General features: G+C 64.4%; 23 protein-coding genes. 21 read left to right on the top strand and 2 right to left on the bottom strand.

The annotated features are described in order from the left end of the window. Positions 1-79 precede the first annotated feature (79 nt). From BLQ58_RS04200 to aroA, 6 genes are all read left to right on the top strand, one after another. A complete protein-coding gene (locus BLQ58_RS04200; protein WP_092594880.1) occupies positions 80-646 on the top strand; it encodes a DUF2059 domain-containing protein in 567 nt (188 codons plus the stop codon). 146 nt (positions 647-792) lie between these two features. Then, positions 793-1956, top strand: coding sequence for a 3-phosphoserine/phosphohydroxythreonine transaminase (gene serC / locus BLQ58_RS04195; RefSeq protein WP_092594878.1), 1164 nt, complete (start codon positions 793-795; stop codon positions 1954-1956). Positions 1957-2047: 91 nt separating this feature from the next. After that, on the top strand, positions 2048-3193 hold the full coding sequence (gene pheA, locus BLQ58_RS04190; RefSeq protein ID WP_092594875.1) for a prephenate dehydratase: 1146 nt from the start codon (positions 2048-2050) through the stop codon (positions 3191-3193). An 18-nt stretch (positions 3194-3211) separates the two neighbouring features. Further along, positions 3212-4372, top strand: coding sequence for a histidinol-phosphate transaminase (gene hisC / locus BLQ58_RS04185; RefSeq protein ID WP_254775802.1), 1161 nt, complete (start codon positions 3212-3214; stop codon positions 4370-4372). A 20-nt stretch (positions 4373-4392) separates the two neighbouring features. Further along, positions 4393-5292 carry a prephenate dehydrogenase gene (locus BLQ58_RS04180; protein ID WP_092595513.1) on the top strand — a complete coding sequence of 300 codons (900 nt, stop codon included), beginning with the start codon at positions 4393-4395 and terminating at the stop codon, positions 5290-5292. 45 nt (positions 5293-5337) lie between these two features. Beyond that, on the top strand, positions 5338-6648 hold the full coding sequence (gene aroA / locus BLQ58_RS04175) for a 3-phosphoshikimate 1-carboxyvinyltransferase (protein WP_092594873.1): 1311 nt from the start codon (positions 5338-5340) through the stop codon (positions 6646-6648). A gap of 27 nt (positions 6649-6675) precedes the next feature. Here the strand turns inward: aroA and BLQ58_RS04170 are convergent, their stop codons facing one another. Then, positions 6676-6912, bottom strand: a complete 237-nt coding sequence (locus tag BLQ58_RS04170; RefSeq protein ID WP_092595511.1) for a DUF2061 domain-containing protein — start codon at positions 6910-6912, stop codon at positions 6676-6678. Positions 6913-7061: 149 nt separating this feature from the next. Between BLQ58_RS04170 and cmk the strand changes: the two genes are divergently transcribed. The 11 genes from cmk to cysM all read left to right on the top strand — a co-directional run bounded on the left by cmk (position 7062) and on the right by cysM (position 18457). Then, on the top strand, positions 7062-7721 hold the full coding sequence (cmk, locus tag BLQ58_RS04165) for a (d)CMP kinase (protein WP_092594871.1): 660 nt from the start codon (positions 7062-7064) through the stop codon (positions 7719-7721). A 92-nt stretch (positions 7722-7813) separates the two neighbouring features. Further along, positions 7814-9559 (top strand): 30S ribosomal protein S1, encoded by a 1746-nt coding sequence (gene rpsA / locus BLQ58_RS04160; RefSeq protein ID WP_302847625.1) that lies wholly within the window; start codon positions 7814-7816, stop codon positions 9557-9559. Between the two features lie 30 nt (positions 9560-9589). Next, positions 9590-10003 (top strand): integration host factor subunit beta, encoded by a 414-nt coding sequence (locus BLQ58_RS04155; RefSeq protein ID WP_092594867.1) that lies wholly within the window; start codon positions 9590-9592, stop codon positions 10001-10003. 226 nt (positions 10004-10229) lie between these two features. Further along, the gene (locus tag BLQ58_RS04150; protein WP_092594865.1) at positions 10230-10553 is read left to right on the top strand and encodes a LapA family protein; all 324 of its coding nucleotides are present in this window, start codon (positions 10230-10232) and stop codon (positions 10551-10553) included. Positions 10554-10556: 3 nt separating this feature from the next. Then, on the top strand, positions 10557-11789 hold the full coding sequence (gene lapB / locus BLQ58_RS04145) for a lipopolysaccharide assembly protein LapB (RefSeq protein ID WP_092594863.1): 1233 nt from the start codon (positions 10557-10559) through the stop codon (positions 11787-11789). A gap of 39 nt (positions 11790-11828) precedes the next feature. Next, the gene (locus tag BLQ58_RS04140; RefSeq protein ID WP_092594861.1) at positions 11829-13202 is read left to right on the top strand and encodes a UDP-glucose dehydrogenase family protein; all 1374 of its coding nucleotides are present in this window, start codon (positions 11829-11831) and stop codon (positions 13200-13202) included. 70 nt (positions 13203-13272) lie between these two features. Then, positions 13273-14217 (top strand): D-glycero-beta-D-manno-heptose-7-phosphate kinase, encoded by a 945-nt coding sequence (rfaE1, locus tag BLQ58_RS04135; protein WP_092594859.1) that lies wholly within the window; start codon positions 13273-13275, stop codon positions 14215-14217. A 26-nt stretch (positions 14218-14243) separates the two neighbouring features. Next, entirely contained in the window at positions 14244-15236 is a 993-nt protein-coding gene (gene rfaD / locus BLQ58_RS04130) for an ADP-glyceromanno-heptose 6-epimerase (protein WP_092594857.1), read from the top strand. A 227-nt stretch (positions 15237-15463) separates the two neighbouring features. Continuing rightward, complete coding sequence (locus tag BLQ58_RS04125; protein ID WP_254775801.1) at positions 15464-15913, top strand: ComEA family DNA-binding protein; 450 nt, start codon at positions 15464-15466, stop codon at positions 15911-15913. A 220-nt stretch (positions 15914-16133) separates the two neighbouring features. Further along, positions 16134-17459 (top strand): solute carrier family 23 protein, encoded by a 1326-nt coding sequence (locus BLQ58_RS04120; RefSeq protein ID WP_092594855.1) that lies wholly within the window; start codon positions 16134-16136, stop codon positions 17457-17459. A 95-nt stretch (positions 17460-17554) separates the two neighbouring features. Continuing rightward, complete coding sequence (gene cysM / locus BLQ58_RS04115) at positions 17555-18457, top strand: cysteine synthase CysM (protein ID WP_092594854.1); 903 nt, start codon at positions 17555-17557, stop codon at positions 18455-18457. Between the two features lie 87 nt (positions 18458-18544). Here cysM and mltB read toward each other — a convergent pair whose 3' ends face one another. Then, on the bottom strand, positions 18545-19651 hold the full coding sequence (gene mltB, locus BLQ58_RS04110; RefSeq protein ID WP_092594852.1) for a lytic murein transglycosylase B: 1107 nt from the start codon (positions 19649-19651) through the stop codon (positions 18545-18547). Positions 19652-19801: 150 nt separating this feature from the next. Between mltB and BLQ58_RS04105 the strand changes: the two genes are divergently transcribed. From BLQ58_RS04105 to BLQ58_RS04090, 4 genes are all read left to right on the top strand, one after another. Beyond that, positions 19802-20725 (top strand): histone deacetylase family protein, encoded by a 924-nt coding sequence (locus tag BLQ58_RS04105; protein ID WP_092594850.1) that lies wholly within the window; start codon positions 19802-19804, stop codon positions 20723-20725. Between the two features lie 171 nt (positions 20726-20896). After that, positions 20897-21931: a methionine ABC transporter ATP-binding protein gene (locus BLQ58_RS04100; protein ID WP_092594848.1), complete on the top strand. Its 1035-nt coding sequence runs from the start codon at positions 20897-20899 to the stop codon at positions 21929-21931. Then, entirely contained in the window at positions 21921-22574 is a 654-nt protein-coding gene (locus tag BLQ58_RS04095) for a methionine ABC transporter permease (protein WP_092594846.1), read from the top strand. The genes BLQ58_RS04100 and BLQ58_RS04095 overlap by 11 nt, the downstream gene beginning before the upstream one ends. 44 nt (positions 22575-22618) lie before the next feature. Further along, positions 22619-23413 (top strand): MetQ/NlpA family ABC transporter substrate-binding protein, encoded by a 795-nt coding sequence (locus BLQ58_RS04090; protein WP_092594844.1) that lies wholly within the window; start codon positions 22619-22621, stop codon positions 23411-23413. Positions 23414-23566 lie beyond the last annotated feature (153 nt).

Genomic DNA, 23566 nt, shown 5'->3' with positions numbered 1-23566 from the left:
GTTGCAACAACGGGACGACGGCCGGAACTCGCCAGACGGCCGTTCGGACTAATCCGGACGTATTTACCAGGGAGTCATAATGCTCAAAACCTATCGACGTATCGCTGTTCTGGCTGCTTTCGCTCCGATGATGATGCTGGCGCAGGGTGCGCACGCTCAGGAAGACAAGGACAAGACCGCGGCCATCAAGGAACTGCTGACCGTCATGCAGGCTGACCAGGCTGTGAAGGGTCAGGCCGACAACTGGCAACAGGGCGCCAAGCAGGAAGCGCCGCTGGTGCTGGAGCAGGTTCTCGTGGAGAACAAGACGCTGAACGACAAGCAGAAGCAGGCCGCTGTCGACAAGCTCAAGAAGAACGGCGCCGTGCAGCGCATGGTCGACGGCGCCGGTACGGCGTTCAACACCGACGGCTTCCGTCAGGACGCCATCAAGGCGCACTACGATGCCTTCGGCAAGTACTACTCGACCCAGGAAATCAAGGATCTGACCACGTTCCTGAAGTCGCCGACGGGCCAGAAGTTCATGGCCAACCAGGGCAAGGCCACCCAGGAAATCTGGGGTTCGATGATGCAGAAGTACGGCCCGCAGGTTGGCAAGTCGATGCGCGACGCCGCCGAGAAGGAAATCGCCGCCGCTTCGAAGTGATCGACGGCTGACCTCTCCGGGCCTTCGGGCTGGGGAGGTCGCGTGTCCGGGCCCGCTCCGGATGCCCCTGGTGTCCAAGGGGCGCGGGTTTTGGGCGATAATGGCTGCCTGGTTCCATCCGGCAGCCATTTTTCTTTTCTCCCTCCATGAACGATCCCCAGAACCCCGCCCTCGCCGGCCTGCAACGTTCCCTGGCCGAGCGCGTCTTCAATTTCTCGCCTGGCCCGGCCGCGCTGCCGACCGAAGTCCTGCAGCAGGCCGCCGAGGAAATGCTGTCATGGCGCGGAACTGGCGTTTCGGTGATGGAAATGAGCCACCGCAGCAAGGAATTCGACAGCATCCACCAGCAGGCGCTGACGGATCTGCGCGAACTGCTGCATGTGCCGAAGAACTTCAAGATCCTGTTCATGCAGGGTGGCGCCATTGGCCAGAACGGCATCGTGCCGCTGAACCTGGCCAATCGTGTCAATGCCGCCAAGCCGAAGATGGACTTCGTGGTGACCGGCACGTGGTCGGTCAAGACGGAGCAGGAAGCGCGCCGCTATGGCGAGGTGAATATCGCCGCGTCCAGCAAGGATCAGAAGTGGCACAAGATTCCCGACGTGAAAACCTGGAATCTGTCGGACGATGCCGCCTACGTGCACCTGTGCACGAACGAGACCATCGTCGGCGTGGAGTTCCAGGACATTCCTGACATCGGCCAGACCGGCACGCATGACAAGGGCCGCATCGTCGTGGCCGACGCGTCGAGCCATATCCTGTCGCGCCCCATCGACTGGTCGCGCGTGCAGGTGGTGTATGGCGGCGCGCAGAAGAACATCGGCCCGGCCGGTGTGACGATCGTCATCGTGCGCGAAGACCTGATCGGTTTCGCGCACCCGCTGTGCCCTTCGGCGTTCAACTGGCGCCTGGTGGCCGAGCACGACTCGATGTACAACACGCCGCCCACCTATGCGATCTACATCGCCGGGCTGGTGTTCCGGTGGCTCAAGGCCCAGGGCGGCGTGGCCGGGATCGAACAGCGCAATATTGCCAAGGCGCGCGCGCTGTACAGCTTCCTGGACCAAAGCGACTACTACCGTAACGAAATCGATCCCGGCAGCCGCTCGCGCATGAACGTACCGTTCTTCCTGCGCGATGAATCGCGCAATGAGGCGTTCCTGACCCAGGCGCGCGCGAACGGCCTGGTACAGCTCAAGGGCCACAAGTCCGTGGGCGGCATGCGCGCCAGCATCTATAACGCGATGCCACTCGAAGGTGTGACCGCGCTGGTGGAATTCATGCGCGAGTTCGAGCGCACCGCCGCCTGACGGCGGTGCTTTCTGTCGCGGTCCTTGCAGCGCGAGGGCCCGGCATCAGCCCAGACTTTTCGCGGCTGCGCGATGCGCGGCCCACAGGCCTATGACACAGCAAGACAAGCCGGAGGTGGCAGCCTCCGGCAATGACAATGGCGCACCAAGCCCACAGGAGCAGGCGCTGTCCGCCGACCTGGCGCCGCTGCGCGACCAGATCGATGCCGTCGACCGCGAACTGCTGGCCCTGCTGAACCGTCGCGCGCAGCTGGCGCTCGACGTGGGCGAGGTCAAGAAGAAGTACGGCGCGCCGGTGTTCCGCCCCGAACGTGAGCTGCAGGTGATCCGCAAGGTGCAGGGCGCCAATCCGGGCCCGCTGCTTGGCGAAAGCGTGGCGTCGATCTGGCGCGAGGTGATGTCCGCCTGTCGCGGGCTGGAAAAGCCGCTGGAGATTGCCTTCCTGGGCCCGGCCGGCACGTTTTCCGAGCAGGCGCTGTACGCGCACTTCGGCCACGAGGTCTCAGGCGTGCCCTGCCCGAGCATCGACGAGGTGTTCCGGTCGGTGGAATCCGGGACGGTGGAATATGGCGTGGTGCCGGTCGAGAATTCGACCGAAGGCGCCGTGTCGCGCACGCTGGACCTGTTCCTGCAGACGTCGCTGAAGATCAGCGGCGAGATCGCGCTGAAGGTCCATCACAACCTGATGGCATCGTCGCCCGACATGAAGGGCGTGACCGTGGTGCGCGCGCATGCGCAGGCGCTGGCGCAGTGCCAGCACTGGCTGACCGCCAACTACCCGCATCTGGAGCGGCAGGCCGTGTCGAGCAATGCCGAGGCGGCGCGCATGGCCAGCGAAGACCCCACGGTGGCGGCGATTGCCGGCGAAACGGCTGCCAACCGGTATCACCTGCATATCGTGCGCGCCAACATCCAGGACGACCCGCACAACCGCACGCGCTTTGCCGTGATCGGCCGCTACGAGACCGAGCCGTCGGGCAGCGACCAGACGTCGATGATCCTCTCGGTGCCGAACAAGGCCGGCGCCGTGTACCAGCTGCTGGCGCCGCTGGCTGACAACGGCGTGTCGATGTGCCGTTTCGAGTCCCGGCCCGCCCGCAGCGGCGCGTGGGAGTACTACTTCTATGTCGATGTGGAAGGCCATCAGCACGATCCGTCCGTGGCACGCGCAATCCAGTCGCTGCGCGCCAACGCCGCGTACCTGAAGGTGCTCGGGTCCTATCCGTCGAGCAAATAACGCAGGCAGGAGACACGCATGGCACAGCAGGGAAGCGGGGCGGCGAGCGTAGCGGCGAATGCGGCTGCGAATGTGGCCGATTATTTCGGCCCGACCTACGTCCGCAAGATTTCTCCGTACATCGCAGGAAAGCCAATTTCAGAAGTCGCACGCGAGTTCGGGCTCGACGAAGCACGCATCGTCAAGCTGGCCTCGAATGAGAATCCGCTCGGCATGCCGGCATCGGCCAGGACCGCCATCGCGGCGGCCACGGCAGACCTGGGGCGCTATCCGGACAGCAACGGCTTCGAACTGAAGGCCAAGCTTTCGGAAAAATTCGATGTCCCGGCCGAATGGCTGACACTGGGCAACGGCAGCAACGACATCCTGGAGCTGGCCGCGCATGCGCTGGTGCGCGCCGGCGAGTCGATCGTCTACGCCGAATACTCGTTCGCGGTGTACGCGCTGGCCACGCAGGAAGTGGGCGCGCGGGCGATCGAGGTGAAGTCGCGCCAGTACGGCCATGACCTGGAGGCGATGGCCGCCGCGATAGCGCCGGATACGAAGCTCGTCTTTATCGCCAATCCGAACAACCCGACCGGCACCTTCGTGTCGGCCGCCGAGATCGAGGCGTTCCTGGCCAAGGTGCCGCCGCACGTGGTGGTGGTGCTGGACGAGGCGTACAACGAGTATCTGGACGCCGACCAGCAGTACGAATCGATTGCGTGGGTGCGCAAGTATCCGAACCTGATGGTGTCGCGCACGTTCTCGAAGGCCTACGGCCTGGCAGGGCTGCGCGTCGGGTATGGCGTGGCACAGCCGCCGCTGACGGACCTGCTCAACCGCGTGCGGCAGCCGTTCAACGTCAACAGCCTGGCGCAGGCCGCAGCCGTGGCGGCGCTGGGCGACGCGGCATTCCTGCAGCGCAGCGCCGAGCTCAATCGTGCCGGCAAGGCCCAGCTGGTAGCGGCCTTCGAGCGCATGGGCCTGGAGTACGTGAAGTCGTCGGGCAACTTCGTCATGGTCCGCGTGGGCACGGACGACGGTGCCGGCGCCCGTGTGAACCTGGCCATGCTCAAGCAGGGCGTGATCGTCCGCCCGGTGGCCAACTATGGTCTGCCGCAGTGGCTGCGTATCACGATTGGTCTGCCTGACGAGAACGCCACCTGCATCGCGGCGCTCGAACAGGCATTGAAGTGAACCCGAATCGATCTGAAGCCGTGAGTGCTCTGCATTTTTCCCGTGTTGTGATTGTCGGCGTCGGCCTGATTGGCGGATCGCTGGCGTTGTCGCTCAAGCGTGCCGGCGTGGTAGGCACCGTGGTGGGGGTGGGCCGGTCGGCGGCGTCGCTGGAAAAGGCGAAGATGCTGGGTGTCATCGACGAGGCCGCCGAGTCGTTGGCGGAGGCCGCGCGCGGCGCCAGCCTGATCGTGCTCTGCGCGCCGGTGGCACAGAACTTCGCGCTGCTCCATGCGCTGGAGCCGCATCTGCAGCCCGGCACCATCGTGACGGACGCCGGCAGCACCAAGTCCGACGTGATCATGGCCGCCAAGACCGCGCTCGGTGACAAGGTGGCGCAGTTCGTGCCGGCTCACCCGATTGCCGGCCGCGAGCTGCATGGCGTGGAGGCCGCGCTGAACGACCTGTACCTGGGCAAGAAGGTGGTGATGTGCCCGCTGCAGGAAAACAGCCGCGTCGATGTGGCGGCGGTGCGCGCCATGTGGGAGTCCACGGGTGCCGATGTCCACGTGATGTCGGCCGTGCAGCATGACGCCGTGTTCGCATCGGTCAGCCATCTGCCGCACGTGCTGTCGTATGCGCTGGTGGCGCAGGTGGCCAATGCCGAGGACGCGGCACTGAAGCTCGATTTCGCGGGCGGTGGCTTCCGCGATTTCACGCGAATCGCGGCGTCGTCGCCCGAGATGTGGCGCGACATCTGCATCGCCAACAAGGAGGCGCTGCTGCGCGAGATCAACACGTACGAAGCCGTGCTTGGTCACCTGAAGGCCCAGATCAAGGCGGGCGACGGTGCCGCGCTGGAGCGGATCTTCGCGCGCGCCAGCGACACGCGCCTGAAGTGGGGCGCGGCGCGTGCCGCCACCCATAACGTAGAACCCTGAAGCCGTGGCGCCTTTCCCGGGCGCCACGCCGACGTTGCAAAGACCATGGAACATCTGACCCTCGGCCCTCTGACCCGCGCATCGGGCACCGTGCGCCTGCCTGGCTCGAAAAGCATCTCCAACCGCGTGCTGCTGCTGTCCGCACTGGCCACCGGCGAGACACGCGTGCGCGATCTGCTCGATTCCGACGACACCCAAGTCATGCTAGAAGCGCTGAAGGTGCTGGGCGTGACTTGGCGCCGTGAAGGCGGCGACTGCATCGTGACCGGCGTGGGTGGCAATTTTCCGAACAAGGCCGCCGACCTGTTCATGGGTAACGCCGGTACGGCGATTCGTCCGCTGACGGCGGCGCTGGCGCTGCAGGGCGGCACCTACAGGCTCAGCGGCGTGCCGCGCATGCACGAGCGGCCGATCGGCGATCTGGTGGACGGCCTGCAGCAGGTTGGCGCCGCCGTCGAATACCTGGGCACACCGGGCTATCCGCCGCTGGAAATCAAGCCCGCGCAGATCCGCATCGATACGCCGATCCGCGTGCGTGGCGACGTGTCGAGCCAGTTCCTGACCGCGCTGCTGATGACGCTACCGATGGCGTCGGCGCCGTCGGGCCGGATCGAGATCGAAGTGGTGGGCGAGCTGATCTCGAAGCCGTATATCGAGATCACGCTGAACCTGCTGGCGCGCTTTGGCATCGAGGTCGAGCGTCAGGGCTGGGAGCGCTTCATCCTGCCGGCCGGCGCCCGGTACCGTTCCCCGGGCGAGATCTATGTCGAGGGCGATGCCTCGACGGCATCGTATTTCCTGGCCGCCGGCGCGATTGGCGGCGGTCCGGTGCGGGTCGAAGGCGTGGGTTTGTCGAGCATCCAGGGCGATGTGCGCTTTGCCGATGCGCTGAACCGGATGGGCGCCAATGTGATGGCCGGCGACAACTGGATCGAGGTGCGCGGCACCGAGCGCGACGACGGCCGGCTCAATGGCATCGAACTCGACTGCAACCACATCCCGGACGCCGCGATGACGCTTGCCGTGGCGGCACTGTTCGCCGAAGGCACGACCAAGCTGACCAATATCGCCAGCTGGCGCGTCAAGGAAACGGATCGTATTACCGCCATGGCGACGGAGCTGCGCAAACTGGGCGCCACGGTGGAAGAGGGCGCCGACTACCTCAAAGTGACGCCTCCGGCATCGAGCGCCTGGCAGACGCCGGCCGACGGCATTGGCACCTATGATGATCACCGGATGGCCATGTGTTTCTCGTTGGCCGCTTTCGGGCCGCTGCCGGTGCGGATCAACGATCCCGGCTGCGTGGCGAAGACGTTCCCGGAGTATTTCTCGGTGTTTGCCGGGGTAGCGCGGTAAGCGGCCACTCCGGTTCAATGGCAGTTTTCAGGCGGCGGCCAGGTGGGGCGCCGCCGGCGCTTCGGGGCTGACTTCGCCCCTCGCGGGATTTCCACGACGTTCACGGCGCTCCCAGTACTTGTCGAAGAAATAGTGGGCTACCGTGTTGACGGCCGGTTCGATGAAGGTGATGGCGCCGCTGATGGCCAGGCTGCCGGTCAGCGCGTAGGTCACGCTGAAGGCGATGCCCAGGTGCATGATGCCGAAGGTCAGGGTTTTGGCCATGGTGAATTGCTCGCGTCGAAAAATGTCGGGATGGTCGCGCAGCGCCTTTTGTGGGGAGCGGGAACGCTGCAGCCGCGCAACCATGGATCAAATGATAACGACTCTCAATCAAAGTCGAAAATCAATAGTTTCAAGCTACTCAATTAAGAATGACTATCATTGACGTCATCACCATAGATGGGCCAACCGCTTCCGGCAAGGGGACGGTGGCGCACAAGGTGGCAGATGCTCTGGGCTTCCATCTGCTGGACAGCGGCGCGCTGTATCGGCTGGTGGCGCTGGCCAGCGACCGTGCCGACGTGGACATCGGCGACGTCGATACCCTTGCAAAGATCGCCCTGCGCCTCGATGTGAAGTTCGGCCCGGACCGGGTCTGGCTCGAAGGCGAAGAGGTCAGCCAGCTGATTCGCCAGGAGGCGATCGGCAACCGGGCGTCGGCGCTGGCCGTCCATCAGCCCGTGCGTGATGCGCTGACGGCACTTCAGCGCGGCTTTCGCAAGCTGCCTGGCCTCGTGGCGGACGGCCGCGACATGGGCACGGTGATCTTCCCGGAGGCCCGCCTCAAGGTGTTCCTGACCGCGAGTGTGGAGGCGCGCGCCCGCAGGCGCTATAAACAATTGATTGATAAGGGAATTTCTGCTAATATCGAAGACCTTTTGCGTGACCTCGAGGCGCGCGACGCGCGGGACCGTTCCCGTGCCGCCGCACCGTTGCGTCCCGCGGAAGACGCGCATCGCCTGGACACCTCCGAAATGACGGTGGACGAGGCGGTGGCGCAGGTGCTGGAGTGGTTCGCCGCGGTGCGGTGAGTAAAACCATGAGGCACCGAACCGGACCTGTATCGGAACCCAACCCGTCCGGTACAAGTTGTTCAACCTGACCCCGCTGCGTGAGGCAGACTGTGCACGATAAGCGTGCCGGCCCACGTACTGCGGATTGCTACTTTACGTTTATGTCCGACCTGCAAACTAACGAATCCTTTGCCGCACTGTTCGAGGAATCGATCGCCCGCTCCAATATGAAGGCTGGCGAAGTGATTTCCGCTGAAGTCGTGCGCATCGACCACAATTTCGTGGTCGTCAACGCCGGCCTCAAGTCCGAAGCATTTGTGCCGGTGGAGGAGTTCCTGAACGACCAGGGCGAACTCGAAGTGCAGGCCGGCGACTACGTCTCCGTGGCCATCGATGCACTCGAGAACGGCTATGGCGACACCATCCTGTCCCGCGACAAGGCCAAGCGCCTGGCATCGTGGCTGAACCTCGAGAAGGCGCTGGAAGACGGCGAGATCATCTCGGGTACCGTGACCGGCAAGGTCAAGGGCGGCCTGACCGTCATGGTCAACGGCATCCGTGCCTTCCTGCCCGGTTCGCTCGTCGACGTGCGTCCGATCAAGGACACCACGCCGTACGAAGGCAAGACCCTGGAATTCAAGGTCATCAAGCTCGACCGCAAGCGTAACAACGTCGTGCTGTCGCGCCGCGCCGTGGTGGAAGCCACGCTGGGCGAAGAGCGCCAGAAGCTGATGGAAACGCTGAAGGAAGGCGCGATCGTCAACGGTATCGTCAAGAACATCACCGACTACGGCGCGTTCGTGGACCTGGGCGGTATCGACGGCCTGCTGCACATCACCGACCTGGCATGGCGTCGTGTGCGTCACCCGAGCGAAGTGCTGTCGGTTGGCCAGGAAATCACCGCCAAGATCCTCAAGTTCGACCAGGAAAAGAACCGCGTCTCGCTGGGCGTGAAGCAACTGGGCGAAGATCCGTGGGTGGGCATCTCGCGCCGCTACCCGCAAGGCACGCGTCTGTTCGGCAAGGTGACGAACCTGACCGACTACGGCGCATTCGTGGAAATCGAAGCCGGTATCGAAGGCCTGGTCCACGTGTCGGAAATGGACTGGACCAACAAGAACGTGGCCCCGTCGAAGGTTGTCCAGCTGGGCGACGAAGTCGAAGTCATGGTTCTGGATATCGACGAAGACAAGCGTCGTATCAGCCTGGGCATGAAGCAGTGCAAGGCCAATCCGTGGGACGATTTCAGCCGCAACCACAAGAAGGGCGACAAGCTGACGGGCCAGATCAAGTCGATCACCGACTTCGGCGTGTTCATCGGTCTGCCGGGCGGCATCGACGGCCTGGTTCACCTGTCGGACCTGTCGTGGCAAGAGTCGGGCGAAGAAGCCGTGCGCAAGTACAAGAAGGGCGACGAAGTGGAAGCTGTCGTTCTGGGCATCGACGTCGACAAGGAACGCATCTCGCTGGGTATCAAGCAGCTGTCGGGCGATCCGTTCAACAACTTCATCTCGGCCAACGACAAGGGTTCGCTCGTCAACGGCACGATCAAGGCTGTTGATGCCAAGGGCGCCGTGGTGCAACTGGCTGACGACGTGGAAGGCTACCTGCGCGCATCGGAAATCTCCGCTGACCGCGTGGAAGATGCCCGCAACGTGCTGAAGGAAGGCGAGCAGATCACCGCCCTGGTGGTGAACGTCGACCGCAAGTCGCGCAACATCAACCTGTCGATCAAGGCCAAGGACAGCGCAGAGCAGCAGGAAGCGATGCAGAAGTTCCAGGCTGACACCGGCACGGCTGGCACGACCAACCTGGGCGCGCTGCTGAAGGCCAAGCTGGGCCAGGAAAACCAGTAATTTAGAGCGCCGCGCGAAGCGAGACCGCCCATGACCAAGTCCGAGCTCGTCGAAAAACTGGCTGCCCGTTTTCCGCAGTTGCTGCTGCGGGATGCGGACATCTCGGTGAAAACGATTCTCGACGCAATGTCCGAAGCCCTGGCCGATGGCCATCGCATCGAGATCCGCGGCTTCGGCAGCTTTGGTCTGAACCGGCGGCCGCCTCGCGTGGGCCGCAACCCCAAGTCCGGCGAACGCGTGCTGGTGCCCGAAAAGCGGGTGCCGCATTTCAAGGCGGGCAAGGAGTTGCGGGAGCGGGTAGACCGCCCTGTATCGCCACAAGGTGGCGTCGCGACCGTCAACGGTCAGGCGCCGCACGGCAAGGCAGGGCAGTCGCTGGCCCCGTCGCAACCGGCTCCGGCCGGCCTGCACGAGGACAATCAGCTCAATCTGGTCCGTTCCTGATGCATGCTCGCCATACTGGCAAGTCTGTTGAAAAACGCCCCTTCGGGGGCGTTTTTTGTTTGCGCGCGGATGACGGCCGCTCACTGCGTTGGGCGGCGCGCGTGGCGACCAATCGTTACGGTCTGCGAGAAGTGATTCCGCTACAATGCCGGGAATCCTTGGCCGGGCGCGCCGGAGCGCTGTCGCGTGACCGGTTGTGCACCCCTGATCCGATCGCATTCACCGCATGAAACTCATCACCTGGATCTTTCGCATCGTCCTGTTCGTGCTCCTGTTCGTGCTGGCACTGCGCAATACCGGCGATGCCGACCTGCAGCTTTTCTTCGGTGCAGTCTGGCACGCCCCGCTGATCCTGATCCTGCTGGCTGCGTTCGGGCTGGGCATCGTGGCCGCTTTGGCAGCCGTGGCGCCGGGGCTGATGCGCCAGCGCATGGAAGCATCGCGCCTGCGTCGTGCCCTGGGCGCGGCGCGTGCCACGCCGGCGGTGGATGTCGTGCCGCCCGAGGCCAAGCCGGGCGTACCTTATAACGTAGTCGGTCCGAAAGTCTGACCCATGATGTTTGAAACCTGGTGGCTGCTGGCGCTGCCACTTGTATTTGGCCTTGGCTGGATGGCGGCGCGCTTCGACCTGCGCCAGCTGATGAGCGAACAGGGCGCATTGCCGCGTTCGTATTTCAAAGGCCTCAATTTCCTGCTCAACGAGCAACCCGACAAGGCCATCGATGCCTTTGTCGAGGTGGCGCGTCTTGACCCCGAGACCACCGAACTGCACTTTGCGCTGGGTGCGCTGTTCCGCCGGCGTGGCGAGACCGAACGCGCGATTCGCGTGCATCAGAACCTGGCCACCCGGCCAGACCTTCCCGAGCCCGAACGTGAGCACGCACTCTATGAGCTGGGGCAGGACTTCCTGCGCGCCGGTCTGCTGGACCGCGCCGAGGAGTCGCTGCGCCGGCTGATGTCCGGCCCGTACGCGGCATCGGCCAAGCGCGTGCTGCTGGAACTGTACGAAGTCGAGAAAGAATGGTCGAAGGCCATCGACGCCGCACGCGAACTGCAGACGCTGGACCAGAAGGACTACCGCGTGCAGATTGCCCAGTTCTGTTGTGAGCTGGCGCAGGACGCGCTGCAGAAGAAGAAACCCGAAGAAGCCATGGAATGGCTGCGTCGCGCCCGCGAGGAAAACCCGGCCAACGTGCGTGCGCCGATCCTGCTGGGCGACGTGGCCGCCGCGGCCGGCGACCAGACCGGCGCGCTGGAGCACTGGCTCGGGATCGAAAGCCAGGATGCCGCCTATCTGCCGCTGGTGGCCGACCGCGTGGTCAAGGCCTACGCGACGCTGGGCGAGCAGGGCAAGGCCCTGCAGTGGCTGCGCGAACTTCTCAAGACCAAGCTGGCGCCGGAGCTGCTCGATACCGCCTATCGCACCGAACTCGAAGCGAACGGCCCCGTGGCCGCCACCGCGCTGATGCGCGACCAGTTGCGCCGCCAGCCGACGCTGCTGGCGTTGACCCGGTATTTCGAGGCGCAGGCGGACGAGATCAAGGCGCAGCAGCCTGTCGGTGCCAATGGCGAGGCGCCGGCCGATGGCGCGGCCGCGGACGCCGATCCGGACGACCAGACGAAGGAAATCGCGGCGATCCGCGACCTGCTGCAACTTCGCACCCGTAACCTGGCGCGCTATACCTGCCGCGAATGCGGCTTCCGCGCCCGGCTCTTCTACTGGCAGTGCCCCGGCTGCAATCGCTGGGAGACCTATGCGCCGCGCCGCTCCGAAGCGCTTGGCTAATACATCTCAAGCGACCCTGAATTCCCTGGAGCTTCCGCAATGAAAGTTACGATTATCGGCAGCGGCTATGTTGGCCTCGTTACCGGTGCCTGCCTGGCAGAACTCGGCAATTCCGTGTTCTGCCTCGATGTCGACGAAAAGAAGATCGCCCTGCTGAACGCCGGTGGCGTGCCCATCTACGAACCGGGCCTGAAGGAACTGATCGACCGCAACCGCGCGGCGGGCCGGCTGACGTTTTCCACCGATGTGGCAGCCAGTGTCGAGCATGCCGACGTGCAGTTCATTGCCGTGGGCACCCCGCCTGACGAGGACGGCTCGGCCGACCTGCAGTACGTGCTGGCCGCCGCGCGCAACATCGGTCGCCATATGACCGGTTTCAAGGTGGTAGTGGACAAGTCGACCGTGCCCGTGGGCACCGGCGACCGCGTGGCGGCCGTGATCCGCGAGGAACTGGCCGCGCGCGGGCTCGAAGACCTGCAGTACTCGGTGGTGTCCAACCCCGAGTTCCTGAAGGAAGGCGCCGCCGTGGAAGACTTCATGCGTCCGGACCGCATCGTGCTGGGCTGTGCGCCTGACGTCGCCGGCCGCCACGCGCAGGCCATCATGCGTCAGCTGTACTCGCCGTTCAACCGCAACCACGAGCGCACGTTCTACATGGACGTGCGCTCGGCCGAATTCACGAAGTACGCGGCCAATTCGATGCTGGCCACGCGCATCTCGTTCATGAACGAGCTGGCCAACCTGGCCGACGAAGTGGGCGCCGACATCGAGCTGGTGCGGATGGGCATCGGCTCCGATCCCCGCATCGGCTACAGCTTCCTGTATGCCGGCGCGGGCTACGGTGGCTCCTGCTTTCCCAAGGACGTGCAGGCGCTGATGCGCACGGCCAGTGCCTACGGCAAGCCCATGCGGGTGCTGGAGGCCGTGGAGGCCGTCAACGATGCACAGAAGCAGGTGCTGGGCCGCAAGGTGGTCAATCGCTTTGGTGACGACCTGACCGGCAAGACTTTCGGCGTCTGGGGCCTGGCATTCAAGCCCAATACCGACGACATGCGCGAGGCGCCCGCCCGCGTGCTGGCCCGTGAGCTGGTATCGCGCGGCGCGTCGTTGCGCGTGCACGATCCCGTAGCGATGCACGAGGCCCGCCGCGTGCTGGAAGCCGACCTGGCCGACATCCCCGGCGGCATGGATCGCCTGCAATTCTGCGACGCCCAGATGGACGTGCTGAAGGATGCCGATGCGCTGGTGATCGTGACGGAGTGGAAGGTTTTCCGCAGCCCCGATTTCTCGCAGATCCGCGCGTTGCTCAAGACGCCGGTCATCATCGACGGCCGCAACCTCTATGAACCGGATGCCATGGCTCAGGCCGGCATCGAATATCACGCGATCGGGCGCTCCACCGCCGCGCACTGATTCGTTTCAACCGCGTAACCAGACCGACCCGCCGCACCGTCACGGCACGGCGCGTCGCAAAGGGAAGTTCATGAGCAAGAACACGATTCCGCAGGACCAGATCCGCCAGTCCCAGGTACTGGTGGTGGGCGACATGATGCTGGACCGCTACTGGTTCGGCGATGTGGAGCGCATCTCGCCGGAAGCGCCCGTGCCCGTGGTGCAGATCAAGCGCAGCGACGAGCGCCTGGGCGGCGCCGCCAACGTGGCCCGCAACGCGGCCGCGCTAGGTGCCCGCGTGGGCATGCTCGGCGTGGTGGGCGACGACGAGCCCGGCCGCACGCTGGAAGCGCTGCTCAACGAGAGCCACGTCCAGCCGTACCTGCATCGCGACGCCAGCCTGAACACCACCATCAAGCTGCGCGTGGTGGCGCACCAGCAGCAGCTGTTGCGGGTGGACTTCGAGAACGCCCCGGCCAGCGAAGTGCTGGCTTCGGTACAGGATCGCTACCAGACCCTGGTCAACGACTATCAGGTGCTGGTGCTGTCGGACTATGGCAAGGGCGGGCTAACCCATGTCGGCCGCATGGTCGACGCGGGCCGCGCGGCCGGCCGCACCGTGCTGATCGACCCCAAGGGCGACGACTACTCGCGCTACCGTGGCGCCACGCTGATCACGCCGAACCGCGCCGAGATGCGCGCCGTGGTGGGGGCCTGGAAGACCGAGGCCGACCTGACCATCCGCGCCCAGAACCTGCGCCGCGAACTGCAGCTCGAAGCGTTGCTGCTGACGCGCTCGGAAGAGGGCATGACGCTCTATACCGAGGCTGAAGTACTGCATGTCTCGGCCCAGGCGCGCGAAGTCTATGATGTATCGGGGGCCGGCGACACGGTGATTGCCACGCTGGCCACCATGCTGGGTGCCGGTGTGCCGCTCAAGGAAGCCGTGCAGCATGCCAACCGCGCCGGCAGCATCGTCGTCGGCAAGCTGGGTACCGCCGTTGTCACTTATCCCGAATTGTTTGGCGCTGCCTGAGGCGCGCCTGCTAGCCTGAATCTGCCATGACCATCATCGTGACCGGCGCTGCCGGCTTTATCGGCAGCAATATCGTCAAGGGCCTGAACGAACGCGGCGAATCGCATATCGTCGCGGTCGACAACCTGACGCGTGCCGAGAAATTCAACAATCTCGTGGACTGCGAGATTGCCGACTACCTGGACAAGGCCGAGTTCGTCGAGCGTTTCAAGCGCGGCGATTTCGGCAATGTGCGCGCGGTATTCCATGAAGGCGCCTGCTCCGACACCATGGAAACGGACGGCCGCTACATGATGGAGAACAACTACCGCTACACGCTGGCGCTGATGGAAGCCTGCCTGGAGCAGGGCACCCAGTTCCTCTATGCGTCGTCGGCCGCCACTTATGGCGCTTCTACGATGTTCCGCGAGGACCGCGAGTACGAAAAGCCGCTGAACGTCTACGGCTATTCGAAGTTCCTGTTCGACCAGGTGGTGCGCCGCCGGCTGCCGTCCGCGCATTCGCAAATCGTTGGCTTCCGATACTTCAACGTCTACGGCCCGCGCGAGTTCCACAAGGGCCGCATGGCATCGGTGGCGTTCCACCATTTCAACCAGTTCCGCGCCGAAGGCTCGGTCAAGCTGTTCGGCGAGTACAACGGCTACGCGCCGGGCACGCAAAGCCGTGACTTCGTGTCGGTGGAAGACGTGGTCAAGGTCAACCTGTACTTCCTGGATCATCCGGAAAAGTCCGGCATCTTCAACCTTGGCACGGGCCGTTCGCAGCCATTTAACGATATTGCGGTGTCGGTGGTGAATGCGTTGCGCGAGTCCGAAGACAAGCCGCCCCTGTCGCTGGAAGACATGGTGCAGGAAGGGCTGGTCGAATACGTGAAGTTTCCGGACGCGTTGCGCGGCAAGTACCAGTGCTTCACGCAGTCCGACGTGTCGCGCCTGCGCTCGGCCGGCTACGAGGCACCGTTCCTGACGGTGCAGGAAGGCGTGAGCCGCTACTGCAAATGGCTGCTCGACCGTAGCTGAAACGGGCGCCCGCCCACGGCCGTGTCGCGCCCGCGCCACGGTCTGCGCTGGCCGGACTCGTAGAAGTCCGGCAGTGCATCGCCAATATCGCGCTTGGACACACAAACGCGCGGATATTGTGAACTCATGTGTCCAGCCATTTCCGACGTCCGATCGGACTCCTATCCTGACCGCTTCCGTTGCCATCCGGCGGCGGACAGCAACCCGAAAGGAAAGGAGTTTCATCGATGCAAAAGATGTACGACGCTGGCCAGGCGCACGCGCCGGCGGCCCGGACCGGCAACTTTCTGACCAGCACATCCCGAAGCGCGCTGCGCGCATGGCGGCGCGCCGGCCTGGCGCTGGCGTTCACGCTGGCCATGGCTGGCACGGGGCCGGCCCATGCCGAGGTCGACGTGAATAGCGCCGACGAGGTGGCGCTGACCACGATCAAGGGCATTGGCCCGGCAACGGCCAAGCGGATTCTGGCGGAGCGCGACAGGAACGGGGCGTTCCAGGACGCTGCCGACCTTGCAGACCGCGTGCCGGGAGTGGGCGCGAAGTCGGCGGCCAATCTCCAGGAAGCGGGCCTGACGTTCGGCAAGTCGCCCGCCACCACGGCCGGAGCCCGCAAGGATGGCAAGCCCGCGCCGAAGCCGGCGCCGCAGGCGGCTCCGAAGACCACGCCAGCGCGTTGACGCGGGCGCCCGCTCCGGGTCAACAGCCCGGGGCTGGTATGCGTTGTGCTTCGCTGGCGTGGTCTTCGCGCGGCAGTCCCGATTTGCACCACCGGGGGTGCGGGGTATCATGCGCATCGCCGTTGCGGGCCGACGCCTGGCGCCGGCCCGCAACCCCGGATTTTCCATACCGATAATTCAACCGGCAACGCAGCCGTACCGCTGACAGGGAGAGAACAACATGGCGAATGGCCAGGACAGCATTGACGACGGGAGTTTCCTGCCGAAGTGGCGGCTCAAGACCGAGGGGGTGATCGCCCCCGACGAACGCCTGCCGGCAGGTCAGACGATTCTCGCGGGCATTCAGCACGTGGTGGCGATGTTCGGCTCCACGGCGATTGCCCCGATCCTGATGGGCTTTCCTCCCAATATCGCGATCCTGTTCTCGGGCATCGGCACCTTGCTGTTCTTCCTCTGCGTGCGCGGCCGCGTGCCCAGTTACCTGGGATCGAGCTTCGCGTTCATTGCGGTGGTAATCGCGGCGACCGGCTACAGCGGTAGCGGCCCGAACCCGAATATCCCGGTGGCCCTGGGCGGCATCATCGCCGCTGGCGCCGTGTACACGATCATCGGACTGATCGTGCAGACCGTGGGCTACGCGTGGGTGGAAAAACTGATGCCGCCGGTGGTGACGGGTGCCATCGTCGCCGCCATCGGCCTGAACCTGGCGCCGGTGGCCGTCAAGGCGGTCAGCGGGGCGCCGCTCGATACCTGGGTGGGCCTGCTGACGGTGCTGGCCGTGGGGCTGATCGCGGTACGGGCGCCGGGCATGCTGGGGCGCCTGCCGGTGCTGCTTGGCGGCCTGACGGGCTACCTGGCGTATTTCGTGGCGACCAACCTGATGGGCCTGGGCCACGCCATCGATTTCTCCGGCGTGGCGGCAGCCAGCTGGTTCGGCATGCCCGCGTTCACCGCGCCGGTCTTCCAGGCCAACGCGATGCTGCTGATCGCGCCGGTGGCCATCGTGCTGGTGGCCGAGAATCTCGGCCATATCAAGGCCATTGGCGTGATGACGGGGCGCAATCTCGATCCGTACATCGGCCGCGCATTCATCGGCGATGGCGTGGCCACGATGCTGTCGGCGTCCGGCGGCGGCACCGGTGTGACCACGTACGCCGAAAACATGGGCGTGATGGCGGTCACCCGCATCTATTCGACGCTGATTTTCGTGGTGGCCGCGGCGGTGGCGATCCTGCTCGGTTTCTCTCCCAAGTTCGGCGCGCTGATCCTGACGATTCCCGGTCCGGTCATCGGGGGCCTGACCATCGTCGTGTTCGGCCTGATCTCGGCCACGGCGGGGCGCATCTGGGTGCAGAACCATGTGGACTTCTCAAGCTCGCGCAACCTGATCACGGTGGGTGCGACGCTGACCGTGGCCGCTGGCGATCTGACGCTGAAATTCGGCGGCATGACGCTGGGGGGCATCGGGACGGCCACGTTTGGCGCGATCCTGCTGTACCACCTGCTGGGCAACCGCCATCCGGAAGACCAGGGCCTGACGCACTGAACCGGCGCGCGCCGGCACTGGGCGAATGGCCCGGCCGCCGGTGCGGGTAAGGTTGGTGCATTACAATGGCCGACGAAAACCGACCTCCCCGCACCATGGCCTACAAAACGATTGAAGACACCATCGGCAACACGCCGCTGGTACGACTGCAGCGCATTCCCGGCGCCGCCATCGAAGCGCGCGGCAACGTGATCCTTGGCAAGCTCGAGGGTAACAACCCCGCCGGCTCGGTCAAGGACCGCCCCGCGCTGTCGATGATCCGCCGTGCAGAAGAGCGCGGCCGGATCAAGCCTGGCGACACGCTGATCGAAGCCACCTCGGGTAACACAGGCATCGCACTGGCCATGGCGGCCGCCATTCGCGGCTATCGCATGGTGCTGATCATGCCAGAGGACCTGAGCCTGGAGCGTCGCCAGAGCATGGCGGCCTATGGCGCGGAAATCATCCTGACCCCGGTCAAGGGCGGCATGGAATATGCGCGCGACCTGGCCGATGCCATGGAGCGCGAGGGCAAGGGCGTGATCCTGGACCAGTTCGCCAACCCGGACAATCCGCTGGCACACTACGAGTCCACGGGGCCGGAACTCTGGCAGGACACCGAGGGCCGGATTACCCACTTCGTCTCGGCAATGGGTACGACCGGCACCATCACAGGGGTGTCGCGCTTCCTCAAGGAAAAGAACCCCGCCATCCAGATCATCGGCGCTCAGCCCGCTGAAGGCTCGCGTATCCCGGGTATCCGCAAGTGGCCCGAAGCCTACCTGCCGAAGATCTACGATCCGAAGTTCATTGATCGCCAGGAGCCTGTCACCCAGGCCGATGCCGAGCACATGGCACGCCGCATGGCGCGCGAGGAAGGCATATTCTGCGGCATCTCGGCCGCTGGCGCGCTATGCGTGGCGCTGCGCATCGCCGAGGAAGTGGAGAATGCGACGATCGTTTTCGTGGTGTGCGATCGTGGCGACCGCTACCTGTCGACGGGCGTCTTTCCTGCCTGATTGCAGCGCCTGGTTCCCAGGCGCCACCCAATAAAAAGCCCCGCCGGCATCGCCGCGGGGCTTTTCTTTATTGGCGGGCGAGTCAGTTCATCCCATCGCTGCCTTGACCGCCTCGCCCAGCTGATACACCGCGAGCGCGTAGAAGAAGCTGCGGTTGTAGCGCGTCAGGACATAGAAGTTGCGCAGGCCGATCATGTACTCGGTCGGCTGCTCCGGCGTGGGCAGATCGACGACCAAGACGCCTGTTTCGCCTTCGCGCTGCACGTCGATCGGTTCGTCCACGCGCAGCCCGGCCTTGGTCAGCTGGTTCAGGGTGCGCGTCGGCCAGGGTTCGCCGTCGGCCGCTGCCGTGGCGACGCCAAGGCTGCCGGCGTCGCCGGCAATCCGCCAGACCACGGGGCGGCCCTGCTCCCAGCCATGCAGTTGCAGGAAGCGGCCAACGCTGCCGATGGCGTCAGTGGGGCTGTTGCGCAGATCGACATGGCCGTCGCCGTCGTAGTCGACGGCGTATTCGCGCAGGCTGGTCGGCATGAATTGCGGAATGCCCACGGCGCCGGCGTATGAGCCCAGGACCGAGAACACGTCCGTCCTGGTGTCGCGGCACCAGACCAGGTAATCGGCCAGCTGGTTGCGGAACAGCGTCGTGCGGGCGTCGCGATTGGGCGTGTCGGGGTAGTCGAACGCCAGGGTGGACAGCGAGTCCAGCACGCGGAATGTGCCCATGTCGCGGCCGTAGATCGTCTCCACGCCGATGATGCCGACGATGACCGATGCCGGCACGCCGAACTCGGCCTCCGCGCGGCGCAGCGCGTCACGGTTCTGCTGCCAGAAGCGGACACCGGCATTGATGCGGATCGGTTCGATAAAGCGCGACCGGTACGCACGCCAGCTCTTCTTGCCCGGCGTGGTCGGCGGCATGATCAGCCGCGAGACCGTGGCCGAATACATGGCCTGGCTGAAATACGACTCCAGTTCGGCACGCTGAAAGCCGTTGCGCGCCACCATCTCGTCGATGAACGCCCGCGTCTTCGGATGGTTCTGATAGCGGCCCGGTTCGATTTCCTCTTCCCGGACACTCACGCGGCGACGGCCGGCGGCCAGGAGCCCTGGAGAAACGCCGCACAGGCCCAATGCGGCAGCGGTGAGTGCGGCGCCCAATAGCGGGCGGCGCAAGGAACGCTGTTGGTCGGTCATGATGTCCTTTGCAAGTCGCACCGAGTATAGCGGATGCGATACACGCGACGCCCCGTTCCGGGGCGATGGTTACGAAGTTCCGGCGTCGCAAGTCCGGGCACGTCCTGTGCTAACGTAACGGCTGGAGACAAACTTGACCCACAATCCAAAATGCCAACGGGTTATTACACGCATCCGTCGTTCCTGCAGCACGAGATGGGATTTTTCCATCCCGAATGCCCGGAACGTCTGCAGGCCATCGAAGACCACCTGATTTCGCATGGGATGGACGGCCTGCTCGACCGGCGCGATGCCCCGGCCGCCACCGCGCAGCAGATCGAGCGCGTGCATCGGCACGAGTATGTTGCCAGCCTGAGCGCCAACAGCCCGTCGACCGGCTACTACCCGATCGACCCCGACACGTCGATGAACTGTCACACCCTCACCGCCGCCACCCATGCGGCCGGTGCAGCCGTGGCCGCCACCGACGCGGTGATCGCGGGCCAGCTCGAAAACGCATTCTGCTGCGTGCGTCCGCCCGGCCATCACGCCGAGCCCGACCATGCGATGGGTTTCTGTTTCTTCAACAACGTGGCCATTGCGGCCCGGCACGCCATCGCGGCCCATGGCCTGCAGCGTGTGGCGGTAGTCGATTTCGACGTCCATCACGGCAACGGCACCGAAGCGGCCTTTCGCGACGACCCGCAGGTCATGATGTGCAGCTTCTTCCAGCATCCGTTCTATCCGTACAGCGGCACGGAGCACCTGGCGACGAACATGTCGAATATTCCGCTGCCGGCGTACACGAATGGTATGGCCGTGCGCGAGGTGGTGGAAACCATCTGGCTGCCGCGTCTGAACGAATTCAAGCCCGAGATGATCTTCATCTCGGCGGGCTTCGACGCGCACCGGGAGGACGACCTGGGCCAGATGGGGCTGGTCGAGCAGGACTACAGCTGGATCACCGAGCAACTGGTGCAGGTGGCCAAGACCCACGCCCAGGGTCGCATCGTCAGTTGTCTGGAAGGCGGCTATAACCTCAGCGCGCTGGCGCGTAGCGTCTTTGCCCATCTCAAGGTGCTGATGGAAGCCTGAATATGACTTATGCGATTCACAAAAGCGTTCTATATGACGTGAGCGCATAAAGCCATCGAAAAAATCTCGTTTGAGGTATGAAGCGGATCGCATAAAATGCGGGCTCCATAAAAATAAGACCGGCAACACCGCAGGAGACCCCGCGCTGTTGCCGTTTTCTTTTCTCTCTTCATGATCGAACTGCAAGGACTCTCGCAGCGGTTCCCCGGCGGGTCGGGGGAAGTGCATGCCCTGCGCGATGTCAGCCTCTCCATCGCCGCCGGCGAGATCTTCGGCATCATCGGCCGAAGCGGCGCCGGCAAGAGCACGCTGGTGCGTGCCATCAACCTGCTGAACCGGCCGTCCAGCGGCCGCATGATCGTCGACGGCCAGGACCTCACCGCGCTGAACAACGGCGCGCTGCGCGAGGCCCGTCGCGAGATCGGCATGATCTTCCAGCACTTCAACCTGCTGTCGTCGCGCACCGTGTATGACAACGTGGCGCTGCCGCTCGAACTGGCGGGCAAGTCGAAGCAGGAGATCGCCGCGACCGTCGAGCCGTTGCTGGAACTGGTCGGCCTGTCGAAGCTGCGGGACCGTTATCCGGCGCAGATCAGCGGCGGACAGAAGCAGCGTGTGGGCATTGCCCGGGCGCTCGCCAGCAAGCCCAAGGTGCTGCTGTCGGACGAAGCCACGTCGGCGCTCGATCCGGAAACCACGCGCTCGATCCTGGAACTGCTCAAGCAGATCAACAAGGAACTGGGCCTGACCATTGTCATGATCACGCACCAGATGGAGGTCATCAAGCAGGTCTGCGACCGCGTGGCGGTGCTCGAAGCCGGGCAGGTCGTGGAATCGGGCCGCGTGATCGACGTGTTCCTGCGTCCGCGGCACGAGGTGACCCGCGCGATGATCGGCGACGTAATTGCGCAGGAACTGCCGGCCAGTGTGCTCAAGCGTGTGGAAAGCCGTCTCGGCAATGGCCGCGACCACGTCTACCGCCTGGCATTCACCGGCGAGAACGTGGACCAGCCGGTGCTGGCACAGGCCATTCGCCAGCACGGTCTGGACTTCAACATCCTGCATGGCCATATCGACGAGATCCAGGGCCAGGCATTTGGCTCGCTGGCGATCATGGCCACGGGCGAACCTGCCGCGGTGCGCGCGGCGATGGACTATCTGCAGACGCAGGGCGTGGTCGTGGAGGAGATCGAACATGTGGTCTGAAATGTTTGACCTGTTCCTGTCGTCGTTCGGCGAGACCTTGCTGATGGTGGCGATCTCGGGCGTGGTCGGTTCGCTGCTGGGCGTGCCGCTGGGCGTGCTGCTGCACCTGACCAATCGCGGCGGCGTGCTGTCGCATCCGCTGTTCAACCGCACGATTGGCGTGGTCGTGAACGCGGTGCGCTCGATCCCGTTCATCATCCTGCTGGTGGTGGTGATCCCGTTCACGCGCTTTATCGTCGGCTCGTCGATCGGCACCACGGCGGCCATCGTGCCGCTGACCATCGCCGCCGTGCCGTTCATCGCGCGCCTGGTGGAAGCCGCCCTGCGCGAGGTAGACAAGGGTCTGGTGGAGGCCGCGCAATCGATGGGCGCCACCACGGGCCAAATTGTCTGGAAGGTGCTGCTGCCCGAGGCCATGCCCGGCATCGTGGCGGGTTTGACGATCACGTTCGTGAGCCTGGTTGGCTATTCGGCCATGGCTGGCGCCATCGGCGGCGGCGGGCTCGGCGACCTGGGCATCCGCTACGGCTACCAGCGGTACATCACCGAGATCATGGTGGCCGTGGTGCTGATCCTGATCGTGTTCGTCCAGGCCGTGCAGAGCTTTGGCGACTGGCTGGTTCGCCGGATCAGCCATCGTTGATTCACAACCATTCATAAGCAGGGAAACTCAGGGGTAAATCGCAAATGCAACGTCGTAGTATGATCAAGAGCGCCATCGTCGCGCTGGGTGTGGTGGTGTCGGCTGGTGCGTTCGCGCAGGACAAGCCGATCAAGATCGGCGTCACGGGTGGCCCGCACGCGCAGATCATGGAGCAGGTCAAGAAGGTGGCGGCCAAGGACGGCCTGAACATCCAGGTGGTGGAATTCAGCGACTATATCCAGCCCAACGCGGCGCTGGCCGCCGGCGATCTCGACGCCAACAGCTACCAGCATCTGCCGTACCTGGAAGCCCAGATCAAGGATCGCGGCTACAAGTTCACGCATGTCGCCTTCACGGTGACGTTCCCGATGGGCGTCTACTCGAAGAAGATCAAGTCGCTCGACCAGATCAGGCAGGGCGCCCGCGTGGGTGTGCCGAACGATCCCACCAACGGTGGCCGCGGTCTGCTGTTGCTGCAGGCCAAGGGTCTGATCAAGCTGCGCCCGGACGCCGGCCTGAAAGCCACACCGCTGGACATCGTCGAGAACCCGAAGAAGATCAAGATCGTGGAACTGGACGCCGCCCAACTGCCGCGTTCGCTCGACGACCTGGACGCCGCTGCCATCAACGGCAACTATGCCGAGTCGGCCGGTCTGTCGCCTACGCGTGACGCCATTGCGATGGAAGGCCCCAAGGGTCCGTACGCCAACCTGATCGCCATCCGTGCCGCCGACAAGGACAAGCCCTGGGTGGCGAAGCTGGTGAAGGCTTACCACTCGCCCGAGATCAAGCAGTACGTGCAAAGCACTTTTAAGGAATCCGTGATTACCGCTTGGTAATTTCTGGAAGTTTTCATCCAAACTATGGGCCCGCAGGGCATCCTGCGGCACAATCGGGATGAATTTTTTGGATTGCCGGCTATGCCCGGCAATTCTTTGTCTATAAAATAGTACGATCGTTCGAAAAACAAGAGAGTCGCCACCCCGGTGGTT

The organism is Ralstonia sp. 25mfcol4.1 (genome assembly GCF_900104095.1).
In the GTDB taxonomy this organism is placed as follows: domain Bacteria; phylum Pseudomonadota; class Gammaproteobacteria; order Burkholderiales; family Burkholderiaceae; genus Cupriavidus.
The sequence above is the reverse complement of the archived record's forward strand: the minus strand, read 5'-3'. Positions and strand labels throughout refer to the sequence as shown.